19 protein-coding genes are annotated in these 20,738 nt (G+C 72.1%); 16 read left to right on the top strand and 3 right to left on the bottom strand.

Translation table 11 applies throughout. The annotated features are described in order from the left end of the window. Positions 1–63 precede the first annotated feature (63 nt). The gene (locus ACZ7GZ_RS25340; RefSeq protein ID WP_471027591.1) at positions 64–2,256 is read left to right on the top strand and encodes an FG-GAP-like repeat-containing protein; all 2,193 of its coding nucleotides are present in this window, start codon (positions 64–66) and stop codon (positions 2,254–2,256) included. A gap of 100 nt (positions 2,257–2,356) precedes the next feature. Next, the gene (locus ACZ7GZ_RS25335; RefSeq protein ID WP_471027590.1) at positions 2,357–2,587 is read left to right on the top strand and encodes a hypothetical protein; all 231 of its coding nucleotides are present in this window, start codon (positions 2,357–2,359) and stop codon (positions 2,585–2,587) included. A 119-nt stretch (positions 2,588–2,706) separates the two neighbouring features. On the opposite strand, the gene ACZ7GZ_RS25330 is transcribed toward ACZ7GZ_RS25335, so the two are convergent. After that, positions 2,707–3,957, bottom strand: coding sequence for an MDR family MFS transporter (locus ACZ7GZ_RS25330; RefSeq protein WP_471027589.1), 1,251 nt, complete (start codon positions 3,955–3,957; stop codon positions 2,707–2,709). 178 nt (positions 3,958–4,135) lie between these two features. Here ACZ7GZ_RS25330 and ACZ7GZ_RS25325 point away from each other — a divergent pair, with 178 nt between their 5' ends. The 5 genes from ACZ7GZ_RS25325 (at position 4,136) to ACZ7GZ_RS25305 (ending at position 8,971) form a co-directional block, all read left to right on the top strand. Continuing rightward, the gene (locus tag ACZ7GZ_RS25325; RefSeq protein ID WP_471027588.1) at positions 4,136–4,897 is read left to right on the top strand and encodes a phosphoglyceromutase; all 762 of its coding nucleotides are present in this window, start codon (positions 4,136–4,138) and stop codon (positions 4,895–4,897) included. A 218-nt stretch (positions 4,898–5,115) separates the two neighbouring features. Continuing rightward, positions 5,116–5,337, top strand: coding sequence for a hypothetical protein (locus tag ACZ7GZ_RS25320; protein ID WP_345661612.1), 222 nt, complete (start codon positions 5,116–5,118; stop codon positions 5,335–5,337). A 427-nt stretch (positions 5,338–5,764) separates the two neighbouring features. After that, the gene (locus ACZ7GZ_RS25315) at positions 5,765–6,655 is read left to right on the top strand and encodes a GAF and ANTAR domain-containing protein (RefSeq protein WP_471027586.1); all 891 of its coding nucleotides are present in this window, start codon (positions 5,765–5,767) and stop codon (positions 6,653–6,655) included. Continuing rightward, entirely contained in the window at positions 6,655–7,413 is a 759-nt protein-coding gene (locus ACZ7GZ_RS25310; RefSeq protein ID WP_471027585.1) for a GAF and ANTAR domain-containing protein, read from the top strand. Before ACZ7GZ_RS25315 ends, ACZ7GZ_RS25310 begins: the two co-directional genes overlap by 1 nt. Positions 7,414–7,804: 391 nt before the next feature. Then, positions 7,805–8,971, top strand: coding sequence for a GAF domain-containing protein (locus tag ACZ7GZ_RS25305; protein WP_471027584.1), 1,167 nt, complete (start codon positions 7,805–7,807; stop codon positions 8,969–8,971). 466 nt (positions 8,972–9,437) lie between these two features. Here ACZ7GZ_RS25305 and phoU read toward each other — a convergent pair whose 3' ends face one another. Next, positions 9,438–10,127 carry a phosphate signaling complex protein PhoU gene (phoU, locus tag ACZ7GZ_RS25300; protein ID WP_471027583.1) on the bottom strand — a complete coding sequence of 230 codons (690 nt, stop codon included), beginning with the start codon at positions 10,125–10,127 and terminating at the stop codon, positions 9,438–9,440. A 180-nt stretch (positions 10,128–10,307) separates the two neighbouring features. Here phoU and phoR point away from each other — a divergent pair, with 180 nt between their 5' ends. Together phoR and phoP are read left to right on the top strand one after the other, a co-directional pair. Continuing rightward, entirely contained in the window at positions 10,308–11,567 is a 1,260-nt protein-coding gene (gene phoR / locus ACZ7GZ_RS25295) for a two-component system sensor histidine kinase PhoR (protein WP_471027581.1), read from the top strand. Positions 11,568–11,572: 5 nt separating this feature from the next. Then, complete coding sequence (gene phoP / locus ACZ7GZ_RS25290; protein ID WP_466437636.1) at positions 11,573–12,244, top strand: two-component system response regulator PhoP; 672 nt, start codon at positions 11,573–11,575, stop codon at positions 12,242–12,244. Positions 12,245–12,326: 82 nt separating this feature from the next. Here the strand turns inward: phoP and ACZ7GZ_RS25285 are convergent, their stop codons facing one another. Further along, a complete protein-coding gene (locus ACZ7GZ_RS25285) occupies positions 12,327–13,019 on the bottom strand; it encodes a DUF461 domain-containing protein (RefSeq protein ID WP_471027580.1) in 693 nt (230 codons plus the stop codon). Positions 13,020–13,622: 603 nt separating this feature from the next. On the opposite strand from ACZ7GZ_RS25285, the gene ACZ7GZ_RS25280 reads away from it, so the two are divergent. The 7 genes from ACZ7GZ_RS25280 (at position 13,623) to ACZ7GZ_RS25250 (ending at position 20,676) form a co-directional block, all read left to right on the top strand. Further along, positions 13,623–14,105, top strand: a complete 483-nt coding sequence (locus tag ACZ7GZ_RS25280; RefSeq protein WP_003953493.1) for a CarD family transcriptional regulator — start codon at positions 13,623–13,625, stop codon at positions 14,103–14,105. Positions 14,106–14,422: 317 nt separating this feature from the next. Continuing rightward, positions 14,423–15,175 (top strand): 2-C-methyl-D-erythritol 4-phosphate cytidylyltransferase, encoded by a 753-nt coding sequence (gene ispD, locus ACZ7GZ_RS25275; protein WP_471027579.1) that lies wholly within the window; start codon positions 14,423–14,425, stop codon positions 15,173–15,175. Beyond that, positions 15,165–15,662: a 2-C-methyl-D-erythritol 2,4-cyclodiphosphate synthase gene (gene ispF / locus ACZ7GZ_RS25270; protein ID WP_471027577.1), complete on the top strand. Its 498-nt coding sequence runs from the start codon at positions 15,165–15,167 to the stop codon at positions 15,660–15,662. Before ispD ends, ispF begins: the two co-directional genes overlap by 11 nt. A gap of 57 nt (positions 15,663–15,719) precedes the next feature. Further along, the gene (locus ACZ7GZ_RS25265; protein ID WP_471027575.1) at positions 15,720–16,124 is read left to right on the top strand and encodes a PPOX class F420-dependent oxidoreductase; all 405 of its coding nucleotides are present in this window, start codon (positions 15,720–15,722) and stop codon (positions 16,122–16,124) included. Positions 16,125–16,421: 297 nt separating this feature from the next. Further along, positions 16,422–17,822, top strand: a complete 1,401-nt coding sequence (gene cysS / locus ACZ7GZ_RS25260; protein WP_471027573.1) for a cysteine--tRNA ligase — start codon at positions 16,422–16,424, stop codon at positions 17,820–17,822. Between the two features lie 89 nt (positions 17,823–17,911). Next, positions 17,912–18,853, top strand: a complete 942-nt coding sequence (rlmB, locus tag ACZ7GZ_RS25255; RefSeq protein WP_471027572.1) for a 23S rRNA (guanosine(2251)-2'-O)-methyltransferase RlmB — start codon at positions 17,912–17,914, stop codon at positions 18,851–18,853. A 128-nt stretch (positions 18,854–18,981) separates the two neighbouring features. Continuing rightward, positions 18,982–20,676: a DoxX family membrane protein gene (locus ACZ7GZ_RS25250; RefSeq protein ID WP_471027570.1), complete on the top strand. Its 1,695-nt coding sequence runs from the start codon at positions 18,982–18,984 to the stop codon at positions 20,674–20,676. Positions 20,677–20,738: the final 62 nt, after the last annotated feature.

Here is a 20,738-nt window from a genome sequence, read left to right as displayed (position 1 = left end):
CCAAGTCTGGGGTCGGGGGGCCGGATCGTGAACTCGTATGCCTTCAAAGGGGCTTTCGCGCTCGTGCTGAGCGGAAGCCTGCTGGGCGCCCTGCCCGCGCTGTCCGCCGAGGCGGCGGCGGTGACGGCAACGACGGCGGCGGGGACGGCCACGGTGGCCACCGACCCCGTACAGCCCGGCGCCTGGGGCACCTCCACCGAGCTCGCCGCCGGCGCCCAGCACCGCGTCCTGGGCCTGCAGGCCCGCGCCGACGGCGCCCTCGTCGCCCTGCGTGACGAGCCCCAGGACCCCACGCAGACCGCGGCGGTCCGCCGGCTCACCGTCCAGGTCCGCCCCGCGGGCACCACCACCTTGTCCGCGCCCCGGACGCTGTCCACCACCGCCGATCTCTCCGGCAGTGCCCTCGCCCCGCAGGCCGACGGCTCCTTCATCGCCTACTGGAGCGAACGCCTCCCGGAGGGCAGGAGCCTGCTGAAGGCCGCCACCCTGGCACCCGGCGCCACCCGCTGGTCCGACCCGGCCACCGTCGCCACCCTCTCCTCCAGGGCCGAGTACCCCCGGGTCTTCGGCAGCGCCGCCGGGCGCCTCACGGCCGTCTGGGCCGTCCGGATCACGGGCGGCCGCGAGCTGCGCATGACCGAGCGGCCGGCCCCCGGTGACGCCTGGTCCGAGCCCACCGTGTTCGACACCGTCACGAGCGGGGCCGAGGACGGGGAGTTCTCCCTGACCGGGCTGCACGCCACCCTCGACGAGGCGGGCAACGCGGCCGTCGCATGGAACCTCGACGACCGTCCCCGCGACGGCGGCGGCTCCACCCCTCCGGGCGGGCCCTCGTACTACTCCCGGATCATGGAGCGCAAGGCCGGCGCGACCGCGTGGGGCGCGGCCGAGGACCTGACCCCTGTCACCGGCACCCAGCCCGGCGCCCTCCGCCTGGACGCCGACCCGGCCGGCGGCCTCACCCTCCTGTGGGCGAGCGTCGGCGGCCCCGTCCGCTTCGCCCGCAAGGCCGCTCCCGGTGACGCGTGGAGCGCCACCGAACGGACCGGACTCACCGGCTGGTACGCCCCCCGCGCCCTGCCCCGCCCGCTGACCGCCCCGAACGGCGACATCACCCTCGTCGGGGCCGCGGACAAGGTGGTCATCTCGACCACCCGCTCCGCCCGCACCGGCGACTGGGGCGCCGTCGAGCAGGCCGACGACCGCCGTCCCGGCGCGTCCCCCACCTCCGGCATCGCCTCCGACGGCACCGTGCACGCGGCCTGGACCGTGTCCATCGGCAACGGCTCGTACCGGTTCGTCTCCGCCTTCCGCACCCGCGGCGGCTGGTCGGCGCCCAAGACGCTGGCCACCACCACCGGCAACCGGACCGTCGGCGGCGCCCTCACGGTCGCGGGCACCCGCCCCACCGCGCTCTGGTACGACAGCTCCGCGCTCGGCGGCCCCCTGCACGCCGTCTCCGGCACCACCCGCCCGCTGCCCCGCGCCCGCGACTACGGCGACGACCGCCGCGCCGACGTACTCGCCCTGAGCGGCACCACCCTGACCCGGTACGACGGCGACGCCGCGGGCCACCTCGCCACGGGCTCCGTGCACAGCGGCGCCGTCACCACCGGCTGGCCCGCCGGCACCCGGTTCACCGGCTTCGGCGACCTGAACGGGGACCGCCTCAACGACGTCCTCGCCGTGCTGCCCACGGGCGAGGCCCGCATGTACCAGACCCCGGCGGGCCGGCTGCCCGCGCCGGCGTCCCCGTACAAGAAGACCAGCAGTGACTGGCGCGGCTACGACGTCCTCACCACCCCCGGTGACCTGACCGGCGACGGCCGCGCCGACCTGCTGGCCCGCTCCGCCGCGACCGGTGACATCTACCTGTACGCGGGCAACGGCAGCGCGGGTTTCGCGGCGCGCGTCAAGATCCGGTCCGCCTGGAAGGGGTACACCCGGGTGATCGGCGCCGGGGACCTCGACGGCGACGGGCACGGGGACGTGCTCGCCCTCGACGGCTCCGGCGAGCTGTGGCGCTACAACGGCACCGGCACCGGCAAGCTCGCCGACCGCGTGCCGGTCTTCCGCGACTGGGGCCGGAGCTACCGCCAGGTGCTCGGAGCCGGTGACCTGGACGGCGACGGCAGGGCCGACCTCCTCTCGGCCGACTCCGACGGCGTGACCTGGCTCAACCCGGGCACCGGCCACGGCGGCTTCGGCAGCCGGGTCCGCGTCGGCTCGGGCTGGGCGGGCCGCACCCTGTCCTGACGGCGGCCTCTAATCGGGTGCTTGTGTGCACGTCAACGCTTCTCGCCTGTGGGTCGGCGGCATACCTCTGACGATCACACATCGACCGAAGGAGACGCTTATGCGTGTACGTGCCGCACTCGGTGCCGTCGCTCTCGCCGGGACCGTTCTGCTCGGAGGCGCGGCCCAGGCCCTGGCCGACGACAACGACGACATGGGTACCACCGGAGTCGAGTCCGGGAGCAGCGCACCGGCCATGTCCGACGCCGGCCAGGGCGCGTCGGACACCGACCAGGACATGCCTGACTTCGGCAAGGTCGGGGGTATCTTCGACCGGCAGTTCGGCCACTGACGGCGGGCCGTACCTTCCTTCCCGGTAGACGCCCCGCACCGTGCTGCTCTCGGTGCGGGGCGTGGGACGGCTCTCGGCCGGGGACCGCGGGGGCGGGCGAGCCGCGCCCGGACTTCCGCTCAGACTTCGGTGACCTGAACCGAGGCGGACGACGGCTGGGCGGGCACCGGCCGTTCACCCGCCGGCCCGCGCATGAGCACGCCGTATCCGACGCCCGCGACCGTCCCCACGGCCGCACACAGCCCCCACAGCCACTCCGTGCCCAGCCGGTCGATGACCGCGCCGGACATCAGCGGCGCGACCAGTGCGGCGACGGACCAGGACAGGGTGTAGACGCCCTGGTAGCGACCGCGGCCGTGCACCGGGGAGAGCCGGACCACGAGCCCGGTCTGGGTCGGTGCGTGGACGATCTCGGCGAGGGTCCACACGCAGACGGTGAGCGCGAAGACGCCGACGGAACCGGCGAAGGCGGTGAGCCCGAAGCCGTACCCGGCGAGCACCGAGGAGACCACCAGCAGGGTGCGCGGGTCGCGGTGCTCGATGAAGCGGGTGACCGGGATCTGCAGGGCGACGATCAGGATGCCGTTGACCGCGATGGCGAGGCCGTAGTCGGCGGGCGAGAACCCGGCCCGCCCCATGGCCACCGGCAGTCCCACGGACCCCTGCTGGAAGACCAGCGCGACCAGGAAGGACAGTCCGACGACGGTCATGTACCGCCCGTCGCGCAGGACGGTCCCGAGGCTGACGTCCGAGCCGGCCTGCTTGGCCGTGGCCGTGGGCCGCGACTCGGGCAGCTTGAGGAAGACGACGAGGGCACAGACCGCCGTCATCCCGGCCTCGATCAGGAACCCGGCGCGATAGCTGACCTCGGCGATGAACCCGGCGGCCATGGAGGAGACGGCGAAGCCGAGGTTGATGGCCCAGTAGTTGAGCGAGAAGGCCCGGACCCGGTCCTCGGGGCGCACGATGTCGGCCATCATCGCCTGCACGGCCGGCCGGGAGGCGTTGGAGGCCATGCCGACGAGGAAGGCGACGGCGGCGATCGTGACGGGGTCGGTCATGAAGCCGAGCAGCGCGACGGAGGCGGCGGTGGCCGACTGGGCGATGAGCAGCGTGGGCCGCCGCCCCAGCCGGTCGGCCATGACCCCGCCGCCCAGTGAGGAGACGACCCCGCCCAGCCCGTGCAGCGAGGCGACGAGGCCGGCGTAGGAGGCCGAGCAGCCGCGGTCGAGGGTGAGGTAGAGGGCCATGAAGGTGGCCACGAACGCGCCGAGCCGGTTGACGAGGGTGCTGGTCCACAGCCACCAGAACTCACGGGGGAGTCCGGAGACGGTCTCCCGGGCGGCACGTCGGAGACGGGCGGCGGACATGACAAGACCCCCCACGGATCGAAGAACGCCCCATGGGGGCGCTGTAAGTGGCTCGAGCGGTAAGCACAACTTACAGAGCGGGGGGTTGCCGTGGCCACTCGTTTAACAGATGCCGCCGACAGTCCACCCACTGGCCAGGCCGGGCGGGCGCGGGAAGCCGTGGATTACGCTCTGTCCCATGGCCGACGCACCGTACAAGCTGATCCTCCTCCGCCATGGCGAGAGCGAGTGGAACGCGAAGAACCTGTTCACCGGCTGGGTGGACGTCAACCTGAACGAGAAGGGCGAGAAGGAGGCAGTCCGCGGTGGCGAGCTCCTGAAGGACGCCGACCTCCTCCCCGACGTGGTCCACACGTCCCTGCAGAAGCGCGCGATCCGCACGGCCCAGCTGGCCCTCGAAGCCGCGGACCGCCACTGGATCCCGGTCCACCGCAGCTGGCGCCTGAACGAGCGGCACTACGGCGCCCTCCAGGGCAAGGACAAGGCGGCGACGCTGGCCGAGTTCGGCGAGGAGCAGTTCATGCTCTGGCGCCGCTCGTACGACACCCCGCCCCCGCAGCTCGCGGACGACTCCGAGTTCTCGCAGGCGAACGACGCCCGTTACGCGACCATCCCGCCGGAGCTCCGCCCGAAGACGGAGTGCCTGAAGGACGTCGTCCACCGCATGCTGCCGTACTGGTACGACGGCATCGTCCCCGACCTCCTGGCCGGCCGCACGGTCCTGGTCGCGGCCCACGGCAACTCGCTCCGCGCCCTGGTCAAGCACCTGGACGGCATCTCCGACGCCGACATCGCGGGCCTGAACATCCCGACCGGCATCCCGCTCTCCTACGAGCTGGACGCCGACTTCAACCCGATCACCCCCGGCGGCACCTACCTCGACCCCGAGGCGGCCGCGGCGGCGATCGAGGCGGTCAAGAACCAGGGCAAGAAGAAGTAAGCCCGCACGAACAAGCCCTCTACCTGCGGCTTCACCGCTGGTAGGGGGCTTGTTGCTGTGGGTCGCTGTTCGTCGGGCGCGGGGCCATGGACCCGGGGTCGATTTTTCGGCTCACTGACTCTCGAAGCCCCAGGTCAGTGGCCTGGGGCGGTTGGTCCGGGTCCGGATCTGTGCCGACGGCCACAGCGAGCGGGCCAAACGTAGGCCCATACTGAGCCATGACAAAGCCTGCTGCACCGAAGCGTCATCTGCCTACCAGCCCCTTCAAGGCCCCGGTCACACCGGCTCCCAAGCACTTCGCCATGGGCGACCAGGTCACGCATGACGTGTACGGTCTCGGCCGGGTGATCGGTATCGAGGACGGAATCGCGGCGCTCGTGGATTTCGGCTCAGCGCAGATGCGTATCTTGAGCCCGTACGCCAAGATGACCAAGCTGTAGGAACGTTGTGCCCGGTCACGGCACACCAGGTCCCGTCGGGGACCTGCAACGAAAGCGAGACTCCCATCGATCTGACGCCGCTGTTCTCCGCCCTGGAGGGGCAGCCCCGCTGCTCCGGTGCGGCATCGCCGCCTCCGGCGACCAACCCCTTCCAGACCCCTGACTTCGGGCAGGACGACACCTGGCTGTTCGAGGGCGCACAGGACCCCGACTCGGACATGCGTACGGTGCCACCCAAGGCGGCTTAGCTCCACGAACGACGGTGGCTCCGGGTGCCGGGCCCGGTCGGCCCGCGAAGCCGTCAAAAGCGGTACGTCACTCGGCCCAGGCTGGGCACTCGGGGCGTGGAACAGTCGTGCCGGGCTTGCCCGGCGGGATACTGGTGGAACATGTCTGCTGACCAAGTGCCGCGAGGGCGGTGATGACCATGCCGCCCGAGCAGCCGCAGGGACCGGCCCGTGGCGGAGCGTCACCGGACGGACAGGGGCGGCTGCTGTGGGTCACGGAGGCGCTCGCCGCCGCGGCGCGGGGTGCCGACGCCCCTCAGCAGGTGCCGGGCGCGCTCTGCGCGGCGTGCGTACGGCTGCTGCCGGTCAGCGGTTCCTCGGTGTCGATCTCCGGAGGAAAGGGCGTACGCGTCACCTGGTGCGCCAGTGACCGGGTCGCCGCCCGGCTCGCCGAGCTGCAGTACACCGTGGGGGACGGGCCCTGCCAGAGCGCTCTCGACCAGGGCGCCCCGGTCGTCGCGGCCGACCTCACCAGCGGGGCCGACGCCCGCCGTTGGCCGATCTTCGCGCATGAGGCGGTCGGACTGGGCGTCCGCGCGGTCTTCTCCCTGCCGCTCGGTGTCAGCGGCGCCGCGATCGGCACCCTCGACCTGTACAGCGAATCCGTCGGCGGGCTGACGGAGCAGGACATGCGGACGGCACTGTGGGTGCGGGACGCGGTGACGTACTCGCTCGTGAGCCTCCAGGCGGCCGGCCACGACGGCCCCGAGGAAGACACGGAGGGCGAGGTAGCGTCGTGGGTGGCGGCCTCCGAGGCCGACCACACCGAGGTCTACCAGGCGGTCGGCATGGTGATGGTGCAGCTGGGCCTGGACCCCGGGCAGGCCCTGGACCGGCTGCGGGCCCGCGCGTACGTCGACGGCCGCACGGTCAGCCAGGTGGCCCGCGAGGTCCTGGCCCGCAAGCTCCGCTTCCACAAGGAACCAGCGGCGGAGCCGGAGCCGCAGGCGGAAGACAGCGGTGAGCGCAGGGACTACGCCGGTGAGGACGGGCGTGACGGCGGGGACGAGGGAAGGGACGGTGAACGGTGATGGGCCGTGAACAGCAGCTCGCCGAGGCGCTCGTCGGTCTGGCCGACTCCCTCGCCGACGACATGGACCCGGTGGTGGTCGTCGAGCGCCTGGCCCGCTACTGCGTCGAGATCACCGGCGCCGACGCGGTCGGCATCATGGCCGTCTCCGGCCGTGGCGAGCTGCGTCCGCTGGCGGTCACCGAGGACGACGCCGGCGAGCTGGAGTTCTTCCAGCTCCAGGCAGACGAGGGCCCCTGCCTGGAGAGTTTCCGCGAGTGCCGCCGTATCGACGTCCCGGACCTCGAGGACAGCCGGGACCGCTGGCCGCACGTCGCCCCGTTCGCCCTGCGGCGCGGCTACCGCTCCCTGCACGGGCTTCCCCTGCGCGTCCACCGGCAGGCCGTCGGCGCGGTCAACCTCCTGCTCCGCAGGCCCGGCGGGCTCGTGCCGCTGGACGTGGAACTGGCCCAGGCGCTCGCCGACGTCACGGCCGTCGCGCTGGTCAACTGGCGGCCGGACCTGGTGCGCACGACCGACGTCAGCAACCGCGTACAGGCCGCGCTCGCCGCCAAGGCCGCCGTCGACATGGCCACCGGGATGCTCGCGGAGACCGGCGGCGTCTCCCTGTCCGAGGCCCACGCGGCCCTGCGCGCCTACGCCGACGGCCACCGCCGCCGCCTGCTGGACACCGCCCAGGCCCTGGTCAACCGCACCCTGCACCCGGACACCGTCCTCACCCCAGGCCCGTCTGAGACCGATCGACGCCGAGCCGGTTGACGGCCGATCACCGCCCCGGTCCGGTGGACGGCGGGCCGCCGCGGAGAACGGCCGACGTCCGGCTGCCGCCGAGCCTGGCCGGCCGTCCGGCCGCCACCGAGCCCAGCCGGCGCCCGCCGGCCGCTTGGCGGTTGCCCGGATCTGACCACCCCGGATCCGGTGGCCGTCTGGCCGTCGCCGGGCCCGTCCGCCGTCAACCCCGTCCGCCGCCGTCCACCGCTGTCCACCGCCATGCGTCCACTCACCCCCGTACACAGCCCGCACGCTCGTCGCACAGCCGGTGCACTCGGCACCGCGCCGGGCTGACTCGCCCCTTCCGCGTGACTACGCTGGGAGGGGGGCCGAGCCACGGGGCCCGGGTGGTTTCGTGGCAGCAGGGCAGGGGCCCGCGATGCAGCATTTCTCCTGCCGGACCGTGGCGGAACTGGCCATGCCCGGACTGGCGACGGGCCGGCTGACGGTTCTCGCGCTGTACGGCGACGCCGACTCCGGCGCCGAGCTGGACGCCGCGCTCCGCGCCCCCGGCCGCACCCAGCTCCTCCTCGATCTGAGTGGTCTGCGCCGTCTGTCGGTCCCCGCCGTCAAGGCCCTGTACCGGTTCGCCGAGGGTGCCGGTGAGCACGGCCGCCATGTCTTCCTCGCCGCCTGCCCCGCCGAGCCGGCCGCCGTCCTGGCCGGGGCGCGGCTGCCCGGGGCCGTCGGATGCGGGCTGTACCCGTCGGTGTCCGAAGCGCTGAGCGCCGTCTTCGCGTCGGCCGCCGTGCCGGACGGCTCCCACCTGCGCCCGTACGCCGTCGAACTGCGCCACGAGCTGCTCGCGCATGCCCTGGTCGCCCGCGCGCAGGGCATTCTCATGGAGCGGTACGGCCTGCGGCACGCCCTCGGTGCCGCCGCCCTGCTCCGGGCCGTCGGCCGCGCCCACGGCCTCGGTGCCGTCCCGCTCGCGGCGGCCCTCGCCCAGACTCCGCCGCCCCGCGCCGACAGGGCCTGGTTCCCGGGCCGTATCCGGCTTCCGCAGCCCGTCGTCGGGTTCGTCGCCGGGACAGCGGACCGGCCGCCGCCGCTGCCGGTCTTCCTCGACGCGCTGCGGGACGCCGTCGGCGCGATCACCCGTACGACCATGGTGAACGTCCAGCTCATCGACGCCAGCGACAACACCCTGCGCCTGGAGTCGCACTGCGGCTTCCCCATCGAGTTCGTGCACTTCTTCGCCGTGATCGACGACTCCAGCACCGCCTGCGGGCACGCCGCGCGCAAACGTGAGCGGGTCGTCGTCGACGACGTCGCCACCGCGCCGGTCTACGACGAGTCCTCCCGGGCGGTGCTCCTCGCCGCCCACATCCGCTCGCTGCAGTGCACCCCCATCCCGGGTCCGGCCGGCCGGCCGCAGGGCATGTTCTCCACCCATTACGACCGGCCCGGGCACGCCTACACGGGGGCCGAACTCGGCGCGCTGGACCGGGTCGCGCGGGAGGCGGGGGCCTGGCTGGACTGGCACCGCACGAACAGCGTTCGCGATGCGCTGGAGGACCTGCACGGGCGTGCCCAACGGCCGTGACCGGGGACCGTACGCCGGTAGGGCCGGTGTGAATCGCGTTCACACCGGCCCTACCGGTCCTACGACGTCGTGCCGTCCGTCAGCCGCACTGGCAGGGCGCGCCCGACTGGCACCCGCACCCGCAGCCCGAGCCGCACCCGCACGCCCCGATCAGCGGAAGGCTCGTGACGGGGGCGGGCTGGTCGGTCTCGCGCTCCTGCGTGGGGTCGGGCGTGGTGCTGGGGGATTCGGCCATGGGTCCCTCCTAAACGCTGGGGCAGGGGTGCCCTCGTCCATTCCATGCCCGTATCCCCGGGCGCATCAACGGCGCACGGAGGCGCCCAGGCGCCCCCGAGCGGATCGGGAGCGGACCCGGAGCGGACCGGGAACCGGCCCGGAGCCGATCCGGACCGGGCCCAGGACCCCGCAGGCCTCAACGGCCCCGGAAACCCCGAACCGCCCCGACTGCCCGCCCGCCCCGGAGGGGTCACGCGCCCTCGACGCCCGTCACCGGCTGGATGTCCGCCTGGAGTTCGTCCGCGTGCTCGCCCGTGACCAGGTAGACGACGCGCTTGGCGACGGCCACGGCGTGGTCGGCGTACCGCTCGTAGTAGCGGCCCAGCAGGGTGACGTCGACGGCGGTCTCGATGCCGTGCTTCCAGCGGTCGTCGATCAGGTGCTGGAACAGCGTGCGGTGCAGCAGGTCCATCTCGTCGTCGTCCTGCTCCAGCTGGAGCGCGAGGTCGATGTCCTTCGTGATGATGACCTCGGCCGCCTTCGCCATCAGGCGCTGCGCGAGCTGGCCCATCTCCAGGATGGTCGCGTGCAGGTCCTGGGGGACGGCCCGCTGGGGGAAGCGCAGGCGCGCCAGCTTCGCCACGTGCTGGGCCAGGTCGCCGGACCGCTCCAGGTCGGCGGACATCCGCAGGGAGGTGACGACGATACGGAGGTCGGTCGCCACCGGCTGCTGCCGGGCGAGCAGGGCTATCGCCCGCGCCTCCAGGTCGTGCTGGAGCTCGTCGACCTTCTGGTCGGCCTCGATCACGCTCTCGGCCAGCTTCAGGTCGGAGTCCAGGATGGCGGTCGTGGCGCGCCCGATCGCCGACCCGACCAGCCGGGTCATCTCCACCAGACCGTCGCCGATCGAGTCAAGTTCCTCGTGGTACGCGTCCCGCATCAGGGTTCCCTCTCATAGGTGTGCTTGGTCCCCACGCTCCCACGTTCTGCCCCGCACGCGTCCGTTTCCGCCACCCCAAATGAACCAATCCTGGCTCCAAGGTGAACTCTGGGCGACGAGTGTCCGAGGTCCCACCTCGACGGCTGGGGTCATGTCGTACCCGCTGCTTAACCTGGAGGCATGGACGTGAACGCGGCGGTCGCCGCAGCGGCAGCGATCGCCGGGGTGCTCACCGGCGTCATCGCCATGCTGGCGTTCCGCTGGAGCGAACGCGACCAGAAGCGACCGACCAGGACTTCCTTGCACACCGATCCCGTACTCCCGCCCGGCGTGGACACCGTACTGTCCGTGCTCCGCTCCTCGGCCGTCGTCCTCGACGAGGCCGACGCCGTCGTCAAGGCCAGCTCCGCCGCCTACGCCCTCGGGCTGGTCCGGGGCGGCAAGCTCGCCGTCGACCCGATGCTCCAGATGGCCCGGGACACCAGACGTGACGGGGAGATACGGCAGGTCGAGCTGGACCTGCCCCGGCGTGGCACCGGACGCGGCGAGGCCCTCGCCGTCTCCGCGCGCGTTGCCCCGCTCGGCTCCCGCCTGGTCCTGCTGCTGGTCGAGGACCTGACCGAGGCCAGGAGGATCGAGGCCGTACGGCGCGACTTCGTGGCCAATGTGAGCCATGAGCTGAAGACGCCCGTCGGCGCGCTCTCCCTCCTCTCCGAGGCGGTCATGGACGCCTCCGACGACCCGGAGGCCGTGCAGCGCTTCGCGGGCCGCATGCAGATCGAGGCGACCCGGCTGACCAACCTGGTCCAGGAGCTGATCGACCTCTCCCGGGTGCAGAACGACGACCCGCTGGAGGACGCCGAGCCCGTCCGCGTGGACGAGCTGGTCGCCGAGGCCGTCGACCGCTGCCGCCACCAGGCCGGCGCCAAGCAGATCACCATGGCCGCCGGAGGCACGGCGGACCTGGCCGTCTGGGGCAACCGCGGCCAGCTGGCCGCCGCCCTGGGCAACCTGGTCGAGAACGCCGTGAACTACTCCCCGGCCCGCACCCGGGTCGGCATAGCCGCCCGCCGGGTCAACGCACCCGGCGGCGACATGATCGAGCTGGCCGTGACGGACCAGGGCATCGGCATCTCCGACAAGGACAAGGAGCGCATCTTCGAGCGCTTCTACCGCGTCGACCCGGCCCGCTCACGGGCCACCGGAGGCACCGGTCTGGGCCTCGCGATCGTCAAACACGTGGTCGCCTCGCACGGCGGGGAGGTCACGGTCTGGAGCGCCGAAGGCCAGGGCTCCACCTTCACCCTCAGGCTGCCGGAGGCGGGCGCGGCCCGCGACCGCGCGCAACAGCACCCCGACCTCGACGAAGACGACGAGGACGGCGGCGCCCCCGAGTCATCCCCGTATGAACCGCTTCCCGCCCCGGAGGTCCTTCCGTGACCCGTGTGCTCGTCGTCGAGGACGAGGAGTCCTTCTCCGACGCCCTGTCGTACATGCTCCGCAAGGAGGGCTTCGAGGTCGCCGTGGCGGCCACCGGCCCCGACGGACTCGACGAGTTCGAGCGCAACGGCGCCGACCTCGTACTCCTCGACCTGATGCTGCCGGGTCTGCCCGGCACGGAGGTGTGCCGCCAGCTGCGCGGTCGCTCCAACGTCCCCGTGATCATGGTGACGGCCAAGGACAGCGAGATCGACAAGGTCGTCGGCCTGGAAATAGGAGCCGACGACTATGTCACCAAGCCCTTCTCCTCGCGCGAGCTGGTGGCCCGTATCCGGGCCGTGCTGCGCCGCCGCGGCGAGCCGGAGGAGGTCACCCCGGCCGCGCTGGAGGCCGGCCCGGTCCGCATGGACGTCGACCGCCACGTGGTGACGGTCGCCGGCTCCAAGGTCGACCTCCCGCTGAAGGAGTTCGACCTGCTGGAGATGCTGCTGCGCAACGCCGGCCGCGTCCTGACCCGCATGCAGCTCATCGACCGTGTCTGGGGCGCCGACTACGTGGGCGACACCAAGACGCTCGACGTCCACGTCAAGCGCCTGCGCGCCAAGATCGAGCCGGACCCGGGTGCTCCGCGATACCTGGTGACGGTGCGGGGTCTGGGCTACAAGTTCGAGCCGTAGACCGTACGGCTCTCCCGCACGCGGCTGTGACGAAGGGCGGCACCCCGGCAAGGGGTGCCGCCCTTCGTTCGTGTCTCGGTGCTCAGCGGCCGGCCGTCGACTGGGACGCGGAGTCGCTCGGGGTGGCGCCGGTGCTCGGGGTGCTCGCGGTGCTGCTCGCCGTGTCGCTCGGGGAGGACGACGGGCTCGCCTTGCCGCCCTTGTGGGGCTTGCCGCCGGCGGAGGCGCCCGGAGCCGGGGAGTTCGTCGCCGGGCCGGACGGGATCTGGCTCGGCCCCCACTTGTCGAAGTAGCCGGTCGCCGGGACCACGTAGGCGCGCAGGCTCACGTCACCGGTCGTGCTGAGGGTGAAGGTCACCTTCTGCGCGTTGCCGTTCTGGACCGACTCGTGGCCGTTGGGGATCTCGGCGGAGGCGTTGCCCTTGCCGCCGAGGATCAGCGAGCCGTGCGCCGGGACGGTCAGGCTGCCGCCCTTGGCGGGGCTCAGCTTCACGGTCTCGGTGCTGCCCGGAATGGTGATCGACTGCAGGGTCTGGGGGTCCTTGCCCATGTTGAACAGGGTCGCGGAGACCACGGCCGGGCCCGTCGACTTCAGGTCGGGCTGAGTGACGATCGTGGCGTTCTGGATCTTGATGTCACCGACGCTGGTCGCCGCGTTGTCCGGCTTGACCTCAAGGGTCTGGGAGTCGTTTCCGGCGCCGCAGGCGGCGAGCGAGGCGATCGAGAAGACGATGGCGGAGGCGGCGAGGGCGCCGCGTCGAAGGCTGCTGCTCACGGCGGCGGCAACTCCTTGAACGCGCGGGCGGCTCCTCTTTTAAAGCCACCCTAAGTGTCTGTCAGCGGCCTCAGGTTACCGAGCCGTTCCCGGGCGCCTGCACCCGACCCTCCCCGAGCGCTCCGCTTCCCTCCGGCTGGAGGTACCGCGAGCCTTCGTCACCCCGGTCACAAGTGACCCTCCAGTCACTTTGCCGGGCGCTCGTCCGGCATTCACATAACCGCTCGCAAAATCTACGTGAAGGAATGTGCGACACCCCGGATATTGATCACGCGCCACCCCCTCCGGCAGCCGTTGATCAATTCCGGAATCGGCTCGGATCCGTCCCGGGTCACCGAACGGAGTAGCGGAAGTCGTACGCTTGGAACCGGACAAAACGGGACGTTCATCCACTTGGAGACGGCTCGGGAAGTGTGTAACGTACGCGTTTCCCCTCGCCCGAAGAGCCCCTCCCACCTGCGAATTCCTGGTTCCGCAGGCCCCTCGCAGCACGTTCCTGTCGCAGTTGTCAAGCCCCGAGATATGCCCTGACCTGCGAAAACGCCATTCAGAAGACGCCGTATCCGTGTTACCCTGGATAGCCACGGAAGGGGTACCTGTCACATGACGTTCAAGGTTGGCGACACCGTGGTCTATCCCCATCACGGGGCCGCGCTGATCGAGGCCATCGAAACTCGCCAGATCAAAGGCGTGGACAAGACCTACTTGGTGCTGAAGGTCGCCCAGGGTGACCTGACGGTACGTGTGCCAGCGGACAATGCGGAGTTCGTCGGCGTGCGTGATGTGGTCGGTCAGGACGGGCTGGACCGGGTCTTCGAGGTGCTGCGCGCGCCGTACGCCGAGGAGCCCACGAACTGGTCGCGTCGCTACAAGGCAAACCTGGAGAAGCTCGCCTCCGGCGATGTCATCAAGGTCGCGGAAGTCGTGCGTGACCTGTGGCGTCGTGAGCGCGAGCGCGGACTGTCCGCCGGTGAGAAGCGCATGCTCGCCAAGGCCCGCCAGATCCTGGTGAGCGAACTGGCTCTCGCGGAGAACACGAACGAGGACAAGGCCGAAGCCCTGCTCGACGAGGTGCTCGCCTCCTGACGCGCCACGGCAGCGATCCTTCGCTCCCGCCACGCTCAGCACAGTAAATGCCGCGGTGCCCGATGACACTGATCCTGTCGCCGGGCGCTGCGGCATGTTCGTATCCATGGCGCCGGATCCCGGAAAAGCCCCGCTCTTCGCCGCTCTTCCGTGTTCTTCGGAAAGCCCCCGAGAGGCAAGCCCCCCGATACTTGATGTGCCGGGCCCGGGCAGATGGCTCGACCAGGGTCACGGAAAGGGTCCGGTCAAGGCGTCGCGCCCGGCACTCCTCCAGGCCATACCCACCTAGGTCGAGCACACAAACCTGACAGGAACCGATGTCTGACGAATCGCGCCCTTCGCCCGCGCCGACCCCCGTCGCCGCCGTGATTCCCGCCGCCGGCCGGGGCGTACGCCTCGGCCCGGGCGCCCCCAAGGCGCTGCGCGCGCTGAACGGCACCCCCATGCTCATCCACGCGGTCCGCGCCCTCGCCGCGTCCCGCCATGTCTCCCTGGTGATCGTCGTGGCCCCGCCGGACGGCGCGGCCGAGGTCAAGTCACTGCTCGACGCGCACGCCCTGCCCGAGCGCACGGACTTCCTGGTCGTCCCCGGCGGGGACAGCCGTCAGGAATCGGTCAGGCTCGGACTGGACGCCCTGCCGCCCGAGTACGGCGTCGTCCTCGTCCACGACGCGGCCCGACCGCTGGTTCCGGTCGACACGGTCGACGCGGTCGTCGAGGCGGTACGGGACGGCGCCCCCGCCGTCGTCCCCGTGCTGCCGCTCGCCGACACCGTCAAGGAGGTCGAGCCCGCGGCCGTCGCCGGCGACCCGGAACCGGTCGTCGCCACTCCCGAGCGGGCCCGTCTCCGCGCCGTCCAGACGCCCCAGGGCTTCGACCGCGCGACCCTGGTCCGCGCCCACGAGACCGTCACCGCGGGCGTCACCGACGACGCGAGCATGGTCGAACAGCTGGGCCTGACGGTCGTCGCCGTCCCCGGTCACGAGGAGGCATTCAAGGTCACCCGCCCCCTCGACCTGGTCCTCGCCGAGGCGGTCCTGGCCCGCAGGAGGCTCAACGATGGCTTCTGAGCAGCCGCTGATCCTCCCCCAGGTCGGCATCGGCACCGACATCCACGCCTTCGAGGAGGGCCGCGAGCTGTGGTGCGCGGGCCTGAAGTGGGAGGGCGAGGGGGCAGGGCTGGCCGGCCACTCCGACGCCGACGTCGTCGCCCACGCGGCGTGCAACGCCCTCTTCTCCGCCGCCGGACTCGGTGACCTCGGACAGCACTTCGGCACCGGCCGCGCCGAGTGGTCGGGGGCCTCCGGGACCACCCTCCTCACCGAGGCGGCCCGGATCGTCCGCGAGGCCGGCTTCACCATCGGCAACATCGCCGTCCAGGTGGTCGGCCCCCGCCCGAAGATCGGCAAGCGCCGCGACGAGGCCCAGAAGATCCTCTCCGAGGCGGCCGGCGCGCCCGTCTCCGTCTCCGGCGCCACGACCGACGGCCTCGGCTTCCCGGGCCGCGAGGAGGGGCTGATGGCGGTGGCGACGGCGCTCGTGGTGCGGGTGAGCTGAGCGCGTGCGAGGGTACCCACACGACCACCAGTGATCTCTGGACTCCGGAGGGTGCCCATGTCCGCCGTACTGTCCGACCGTCTGAAGTCCCTGCTCGACGGCAAGGTGTTCATCGTCGTCGGCACCGTCCAGCCCGACGGCAGCCCGCAGCTGTCACCGGTCTGGGTGAAGCGCGACGGCGACGACCTCCTCTTCTCCACCACGGTCGACCGCCGCAAGTACAAGAACCTGGACCGCGAGCCCCGGGTGACGGTCGTCGTCATGAACCCCGACCAGCCCTACGAGTACGCCGAGGTCCGCGGCACCGCCGCGATGACGACCGAGGGCGCTCCGGAACTCATCGACGAACTGAGCGAGAAGTACACGGGCCAGAAATACGCGGACTTCAACCCGGCGTCGGCCCAGGACGCCCAGCGGGTGGTCGTACGCGTCAGTCCCCGGAAGGTGGTGGGGCGGCTGTGAGGCGGCGGCTTGCGTGAGCAGGGGGCGGGCCCGGCGGGTTGTCTCACGGGGCCGCCGGGGTGCCTGTCGGGGGCGGTCGGCCGAGTCGGGTTGTGGGCCGGGTGGGCGGGGCGCGGGCCAGAAGTACGCGGCCCGCGGGCGGAGCCCGCTGTCGGACGGGGCAACCCGGCGTCGGCCCAGGACGCCCAGCGGGTGGTCGTACGCGTCAGTCCCCGGAAGGTGGTGGGGCGGCTGTGAGGCCCCCGCATTGTGGGGAAGGGGCGTGAGGCACCCTCTCGCGCCCACTACCCTGGAGTGGTGACTATTCGCCTGTACGACACCAGCGCCCGGCAGATCCGTGACTTCACCCCGCTCAAGCCGGGTTGTGTCTCGATCTACCTGTGTGGCGCCACCGTGCAGGCGGCACCGCACATCGGGCACATCCGCTCGGGGCTCAACTTCGACATCATGCGCCGCTGGTTCGCCTACCGCGGCTATGACGTGACGTTCGTCCGCAACGTCACGGACATCGACGACAAGATCATCGCCAAGGCCCACGAGCAGGGCCGGCCCTGGTGGTCGATCGGGTACGACAACGAGCGCGCCTTCAACGAGGGCTACACCGCGCTGGGCTGCCTGCCGCCGACCTACGAGCCGCGCGCCACCGGCCACATCACCGAGATGGTCGAGATGATGCAGCGCCTCATCGAGCGCGGGCACGCCTACGCCGCCGACGGCAACGTCTACTTCGACGTACGCTCCTTCCCGCACTACCTGGAGCTGTCCCGGCAGGAGCTGGACAACCTGCTGCAGCCGTCCGGCGAGGGCGAGACCGGCAAGCGGGACCCGCGGGACTTCGCGATGTGGAAGGCGGCCAAGCCGGGTGAGCCGACGTGGCCGACGCCGTGGGGCGCGGGCCGTCCGGGCTGGCACCTGGAGTGCTCGGCCATGGCGCACAAGTACCTGGGCAGCGCGTTCGACATCCACGGGGGCGGACTCGACCTGATCTTCCCGCACCACGAGAACGAGATCGCCCAGGCCAGGGCCTACGGCGACGAATTCGCCCGGTACTGGGTCCACAACGCCTGGGTGACCATGGCCGGCGACAAGATGTCCAAGTCGCTCGGCAACAGCGTGCTCGTGAGCGAGATGGTCAAGCAGTGGCGGCCCGTCGTGCTGCGCTACTACCTGGGCACCCCGCACTACCGCTCGATGATCGAGTACAGCGAGGAGTCGCTGCGCGAGGCCGAGTCGGCGTTCGCGCGGATCGAGGGCTTCGTGCAGCGGGTCACCGAACTGGCCGGCAAGAGCGTGGAACCGGCCGCCGAGGTCCCGCCCGCCTTCGCCGAGGCGATGGACGACGACCTGGGCGTCCCGCAGGCCCTGGCAGTCGTGCACACCACCGTCCGGCAGGGCAACAGCGCGCTGGCCGCCGACGACAAGGAAGCCGCCGTGGCCCGGCTCGCCGAGGTGCGGGCCATGCTCGGCGTCCTCGGCATGGACCCGCTGGACGCGCAGTGGGCGGGGGAGTCCGACCACAGCGAGGACCTGCACGGCGTGGTCGACAGCCTCGTCCGTCTGGTCCTCGACCAGCGCGAGTCCGCCCGCGCCCGCAAGGACTGGGCGACGGCCGACGCCATCCGTGACCAGCTGGGCCAGGCGGGCCTGGTCATCGAGGACGGCCCACAGGGCCCGCGCTGGACCCTGGGCCCGCGCTGAGCGCAGGCCTTGATCGATTGTGCCGCCCGGCCCCCGGGCGGCACACTGCATAGACGTACGCACACTTTTTCGCAGAGAACAGGTAGGTCATGGCCGCGAACAACCGCCGCATGTCCGGCAAGAAGGGCGCGCAGGTCGGCAGCGGCGGCAAGCGGCGCCGCGGCCTGGAGGGCAAGGGTCCGACCCCGCCCGCCGAGATGCGCAAGGGCCACGCCAAGCAGCGCGCCGCCGCGGCCAAGTCCCGCCGCGGCCAGGGCCGCCCCCAGCAGCGCCGGGGCGGCGGCAGGTCGACCTCCGAGCTGGTCGTCGGCCGTAACCCGGTCGTCGAGGCACTCCGCGAGGGCGTCCCCGCCTCGACCCTCTACGTCCAGCAGTTCATCGACAACGACGAGCGCGTCCGCGAGGCCCTCCAGCTCGCCGCCGAGCGCGGCGGCATCAACCTGATGGAGGCCCCGCGCCCCGAGCTGGACCGCATGACGAACGGCCTCAACCACCAGGGCCTGGTCCTGCAGGTCCCGCCGTACGAGTACGCTCACCCCGAGGACCTCCTCGACGCCGCCGCCGAGGAGGGCGAGGACCCGCTGGTCGTCGCGCTGGACGGCGTCACCGACCCGCGCAACCTCGGCGCGGTCGTCCGCTCCGTCTGCGCCTTCGGCGGCCACGGCGTGGTCGTGCCCGAGCGCCGCTCGGCCGGTATGACCGCCGGCGCCTGGAAGACCTCCGCCGGTACGGCCGCCCGCACCCCGGTCGCCCGCGCCACCAACCTCACCCGGGCCCTGGAGGCCTACAAGAAGGCCGGCATCACGGTCGTCGGCCTGGCGGCGGACGGCGAGGTCGAACTCGGCGACCTGGAGGCCCTGGCGGGCCCCGTCGTCATCGTCGTCGGCAGTGAGGGCAAGGGCCTGTCCCGCCTCGTCGGCGAAACGTGCGACTTCCGCGTGCGCATCCCGATGCCGGGTGGCGCGGAGTCGCTGAACGCGGGTGTCGCGGCCGGGATCGTCCTGTACGAGGCGGCCAGCAGGCGGAGCTGAACAACCGTCCGCAACTTCACCCGGGCGGGGGAATTTCGGCGCCCATATGGCGTTCGAGGCTGCTTTGACGGGGTCCGGACACATCCGCCCGGTCAAAGCAGTGTCCTAACACCACGTCACTCGGTTAGATGCGTGTGGACACCAGAACACCCCGCACACCCACGGGGGACCGTTCGTCGGGATACGACGACGCTCCCGCGCTGAGCATGGTGAAGGTGCCGAGCGATCCGGCGCAGGTCATCGTCAATCACGTCAGCTTCCGCGTGCAGCTGGGCGCGTCGGCGAGGCGCGCCCAATCCCCGCGGATCGCCCGGCTCCTGAGTGCCGCCCAGGACACCTCCCGCATGCCCCTCCTGGGCACCGCGGGCTCGGCCGGTGCCACCGGCCGACGCCGCCCCGTCGTGTGGAGCGGCAAGTCCGCCCCCGACGACACCGGCGCCCACCGGCTCCTCCAGGCCGTGCGGGGCAGCAGCGTCCGCCACGTCGACGAGCCCGAGCCCGGAGCCACCCAGGTCATCCCGCGGGTCCAGACCGGCTACGCCGACACCTACGACGCGCTGGACCAGACCGTCGAGACCCCCGTCGTCGGCCACCAGCGCACCGCCCCCGACGCCGACGGCACCCGCCTGCTGCCGCACATGCGCACGGTGAGCGGCGCCTACGACGACCCTCCCTACTCCGACGCCGACCTCGAGCCGTACGACGGTCACGGCGACCTCGACGACTTCGACGACTACGACGACCCCGACGGCTACGACGACGCGTCCGAGCACGACTCCGCCCGCCCCGCCAGGCGCCACGCGGACGACCCGTCCCGGCACGCCTACTACCCCGGCCGCCGGATGAACCTCGGCGTGGTCCTGCTCCCGCTGCGCATCTTCCTGGGCTTCATCTCCATCTACGCCGGCATGGGCAAGCTGTGCGACCCCGTCTACTTCGACGGCGGCAAGCGCGGCTCGATGGTCAAGTGGCTCAACACCCTGCACCCGTGGGACGTCGCCGAACCGCTGCGCCAGTTCGCCCTGCACCACCCGGTCGGCTCGGGCCTGGTCATCGCCTTCCTCCAGGTGGTCGTCGGTGTCCTGACCGTCCTGGGCTGCTGGCAGCGGGTGGCCGCGGTAGTCGGCGCCCTGCTCTCCGCCGCGCTGATCGTCACCGTCAGCTGGAAGACGGTCCCCGCCTACGACGCCCCCGACATCATCTACCTCGCCGCCTGGTCCCCGCTGATCATCGCCGGCGCCCCCGTCTACTCCGTGGACGGCCGTATCGCGGCCGGCGCCTGGCGCCGCCTCGGCCCCCGCGCCGACATCTGGGACCTGCGCCAGTTCGTCCTGCGCCGCGGCGCGCTGATCACCGTCGTCACGGTCGGCCTCACCCTGCTGGTCGGCTCCCTGCTCGGCGGCGCCGTACGCGACTCCAGCCGCGTGGTCGTCCCCGGCCCCGGCGAGGCCCCCCGCAACAACCTCCCCGGCTCCCCGCTCCCGCAGGACACCGGCAGCCGGAGCAAGAAGACACCGTCGGCCTCCAGCTCCCCCACGGGCGGCGCCACGGCCGGCGCGAGCCCGTCCGGCGCGGCGTCCACCCCGGGCGCCACCAAGGCCGCCGGCGGTACGACCGCGGCCCCCAGCCAGACCCAGGGCACCACGGGCCAGTCCCCGCCCCGCCCGTCCTCCCCGACCGGCGGCGCCCCCAGCACCACGGCCGGCCCGACGAGCACCGGTGGCACGTCGACCGGGGGCAGCTCGTCCTCCGGCGGTTCGAGCAGCTCCGGCGGCAACGCGTCCGGCGGCCAGGAGGGCCTGGTGGGCGGCCTGCTCGGGTAACCGTCCCACGTAGCAGAGGGCCCCGTACCAGTGGAGGTACGGGGCCCTTTCCGACGCACTAC

The organism is Streptomyces sp. NPDC037288 (genome assembly GCF_055603265.1).
This window is presented reverse-complemented; position numbering and strand designations above follow the sequence as displayed.

Bases quoted from the DNA above. Each gene is read 5' to 3' on its own strand.
- ACZ7GZ_RS25335 (WP_471027590.1), top strand. From the start codon at position 2,357: ATGCGTGTACGTGCCGCACTCGGTGCCGTCGCTCTCGCCGGGACCGTT.
- ACZ7GZ_RS25325 (WP_471027588.1), top strand. From the start codon at position 4,136: ATGGCCGACGCACCGTACAAGCTGATCCTCCTCCGCCATGGCGAGAGC.
- rlmB (WP_471027572.1), top strand. From the start codon at position 17,912: ATGGCCGCGAACAACCGCCGCATGTCCGGCAAGAAGGGCGCGCAGGTC.
- ACZ7GZ_RS25280 (WP_003953493.1), top strand. From the start codon at position 13,623: ATGACGTTCAAGGTTGGCGACACCGTGGTCTATCCCCATCACGGGGCC.
- ACZ7GZ_RS25250 (WP_471027570.1), top strand. From the start codon at position 18,982: ATGCGTGTGGACACCAGAACACCCCGCACACCCACGGGGGACCGTTCG.
- phoU (WP_471027583.1), bottom strand. From the start codon at position 10,127: ATGCGGGACGCGTACCACGAGGAACTTGACTCGATCGGCGACGGTCTG.
- ACZ7GZ_RS25310 (WP_471027585.1), top strand. From the start codon at position 6,655: ATGGGCCGTGAACAGCAGCTCGCCGAGGCGCTCGTCGGTCTGGCCGAC.
- ispD (WP_471027579.1), top strand. From the start codon at position 14,423: ATGTCTGACGAATCGCGCCCTTCGCCCGCGCCGACCCCCGTCGCCGCC.
- phoR (WP_471027581.1), top strand. From the start codon at position 10,308: ATGGACGTGAACGCGGCGGTCGCCGCAGCGGCAGCGATCGCCGGGGTG.
- ispF (WP_471027577.1), top strand. From the start codon at position 15,165: ATGGCTTCTGAGCAGCCGCTGATCCTCCCCCAGGTCGGCATCGGCACC.
- ACZ7GZ_RS25315 (WP_471027586.1), top strand. From the start codon at position 5,765: ATGCCGCCCGAGCAGCCGCAGGGACCGGCCCGTGGCGGAGCGTCACCG.
- ACZ7GZ_RS25265 (WP_471027575.1), top strand. From the start codon at position 15,720: ATGTCCGCCGTACTGTCCGACCGTCTGAAGTCCCTGCTCGACGGCAAG.
- ACZ7GZ_RS25330 (WP_471027589.1), bottom strand. From the start codon at position 3,957: ATGTCCGCCGCCCGTCTCCGACGTGCCGCCCGGGAGACCGTCTCCGGA.
- ACZ7GZ_RS25305 (WP_471027584.1), top strand. From the start codon at position 7,805: ATGCAGCATTTCTCCTGCCGGACCGTGGCGGAACTGGCCATGCCCGGA.
- ACZ7GZ_RS25320 (WP_345661612.1), top strand. From the start codon at position 5,116: ATGACAAAGCCTGCTGCACCGAAGCGTCATCTGCCTACCAGCCCCTTC.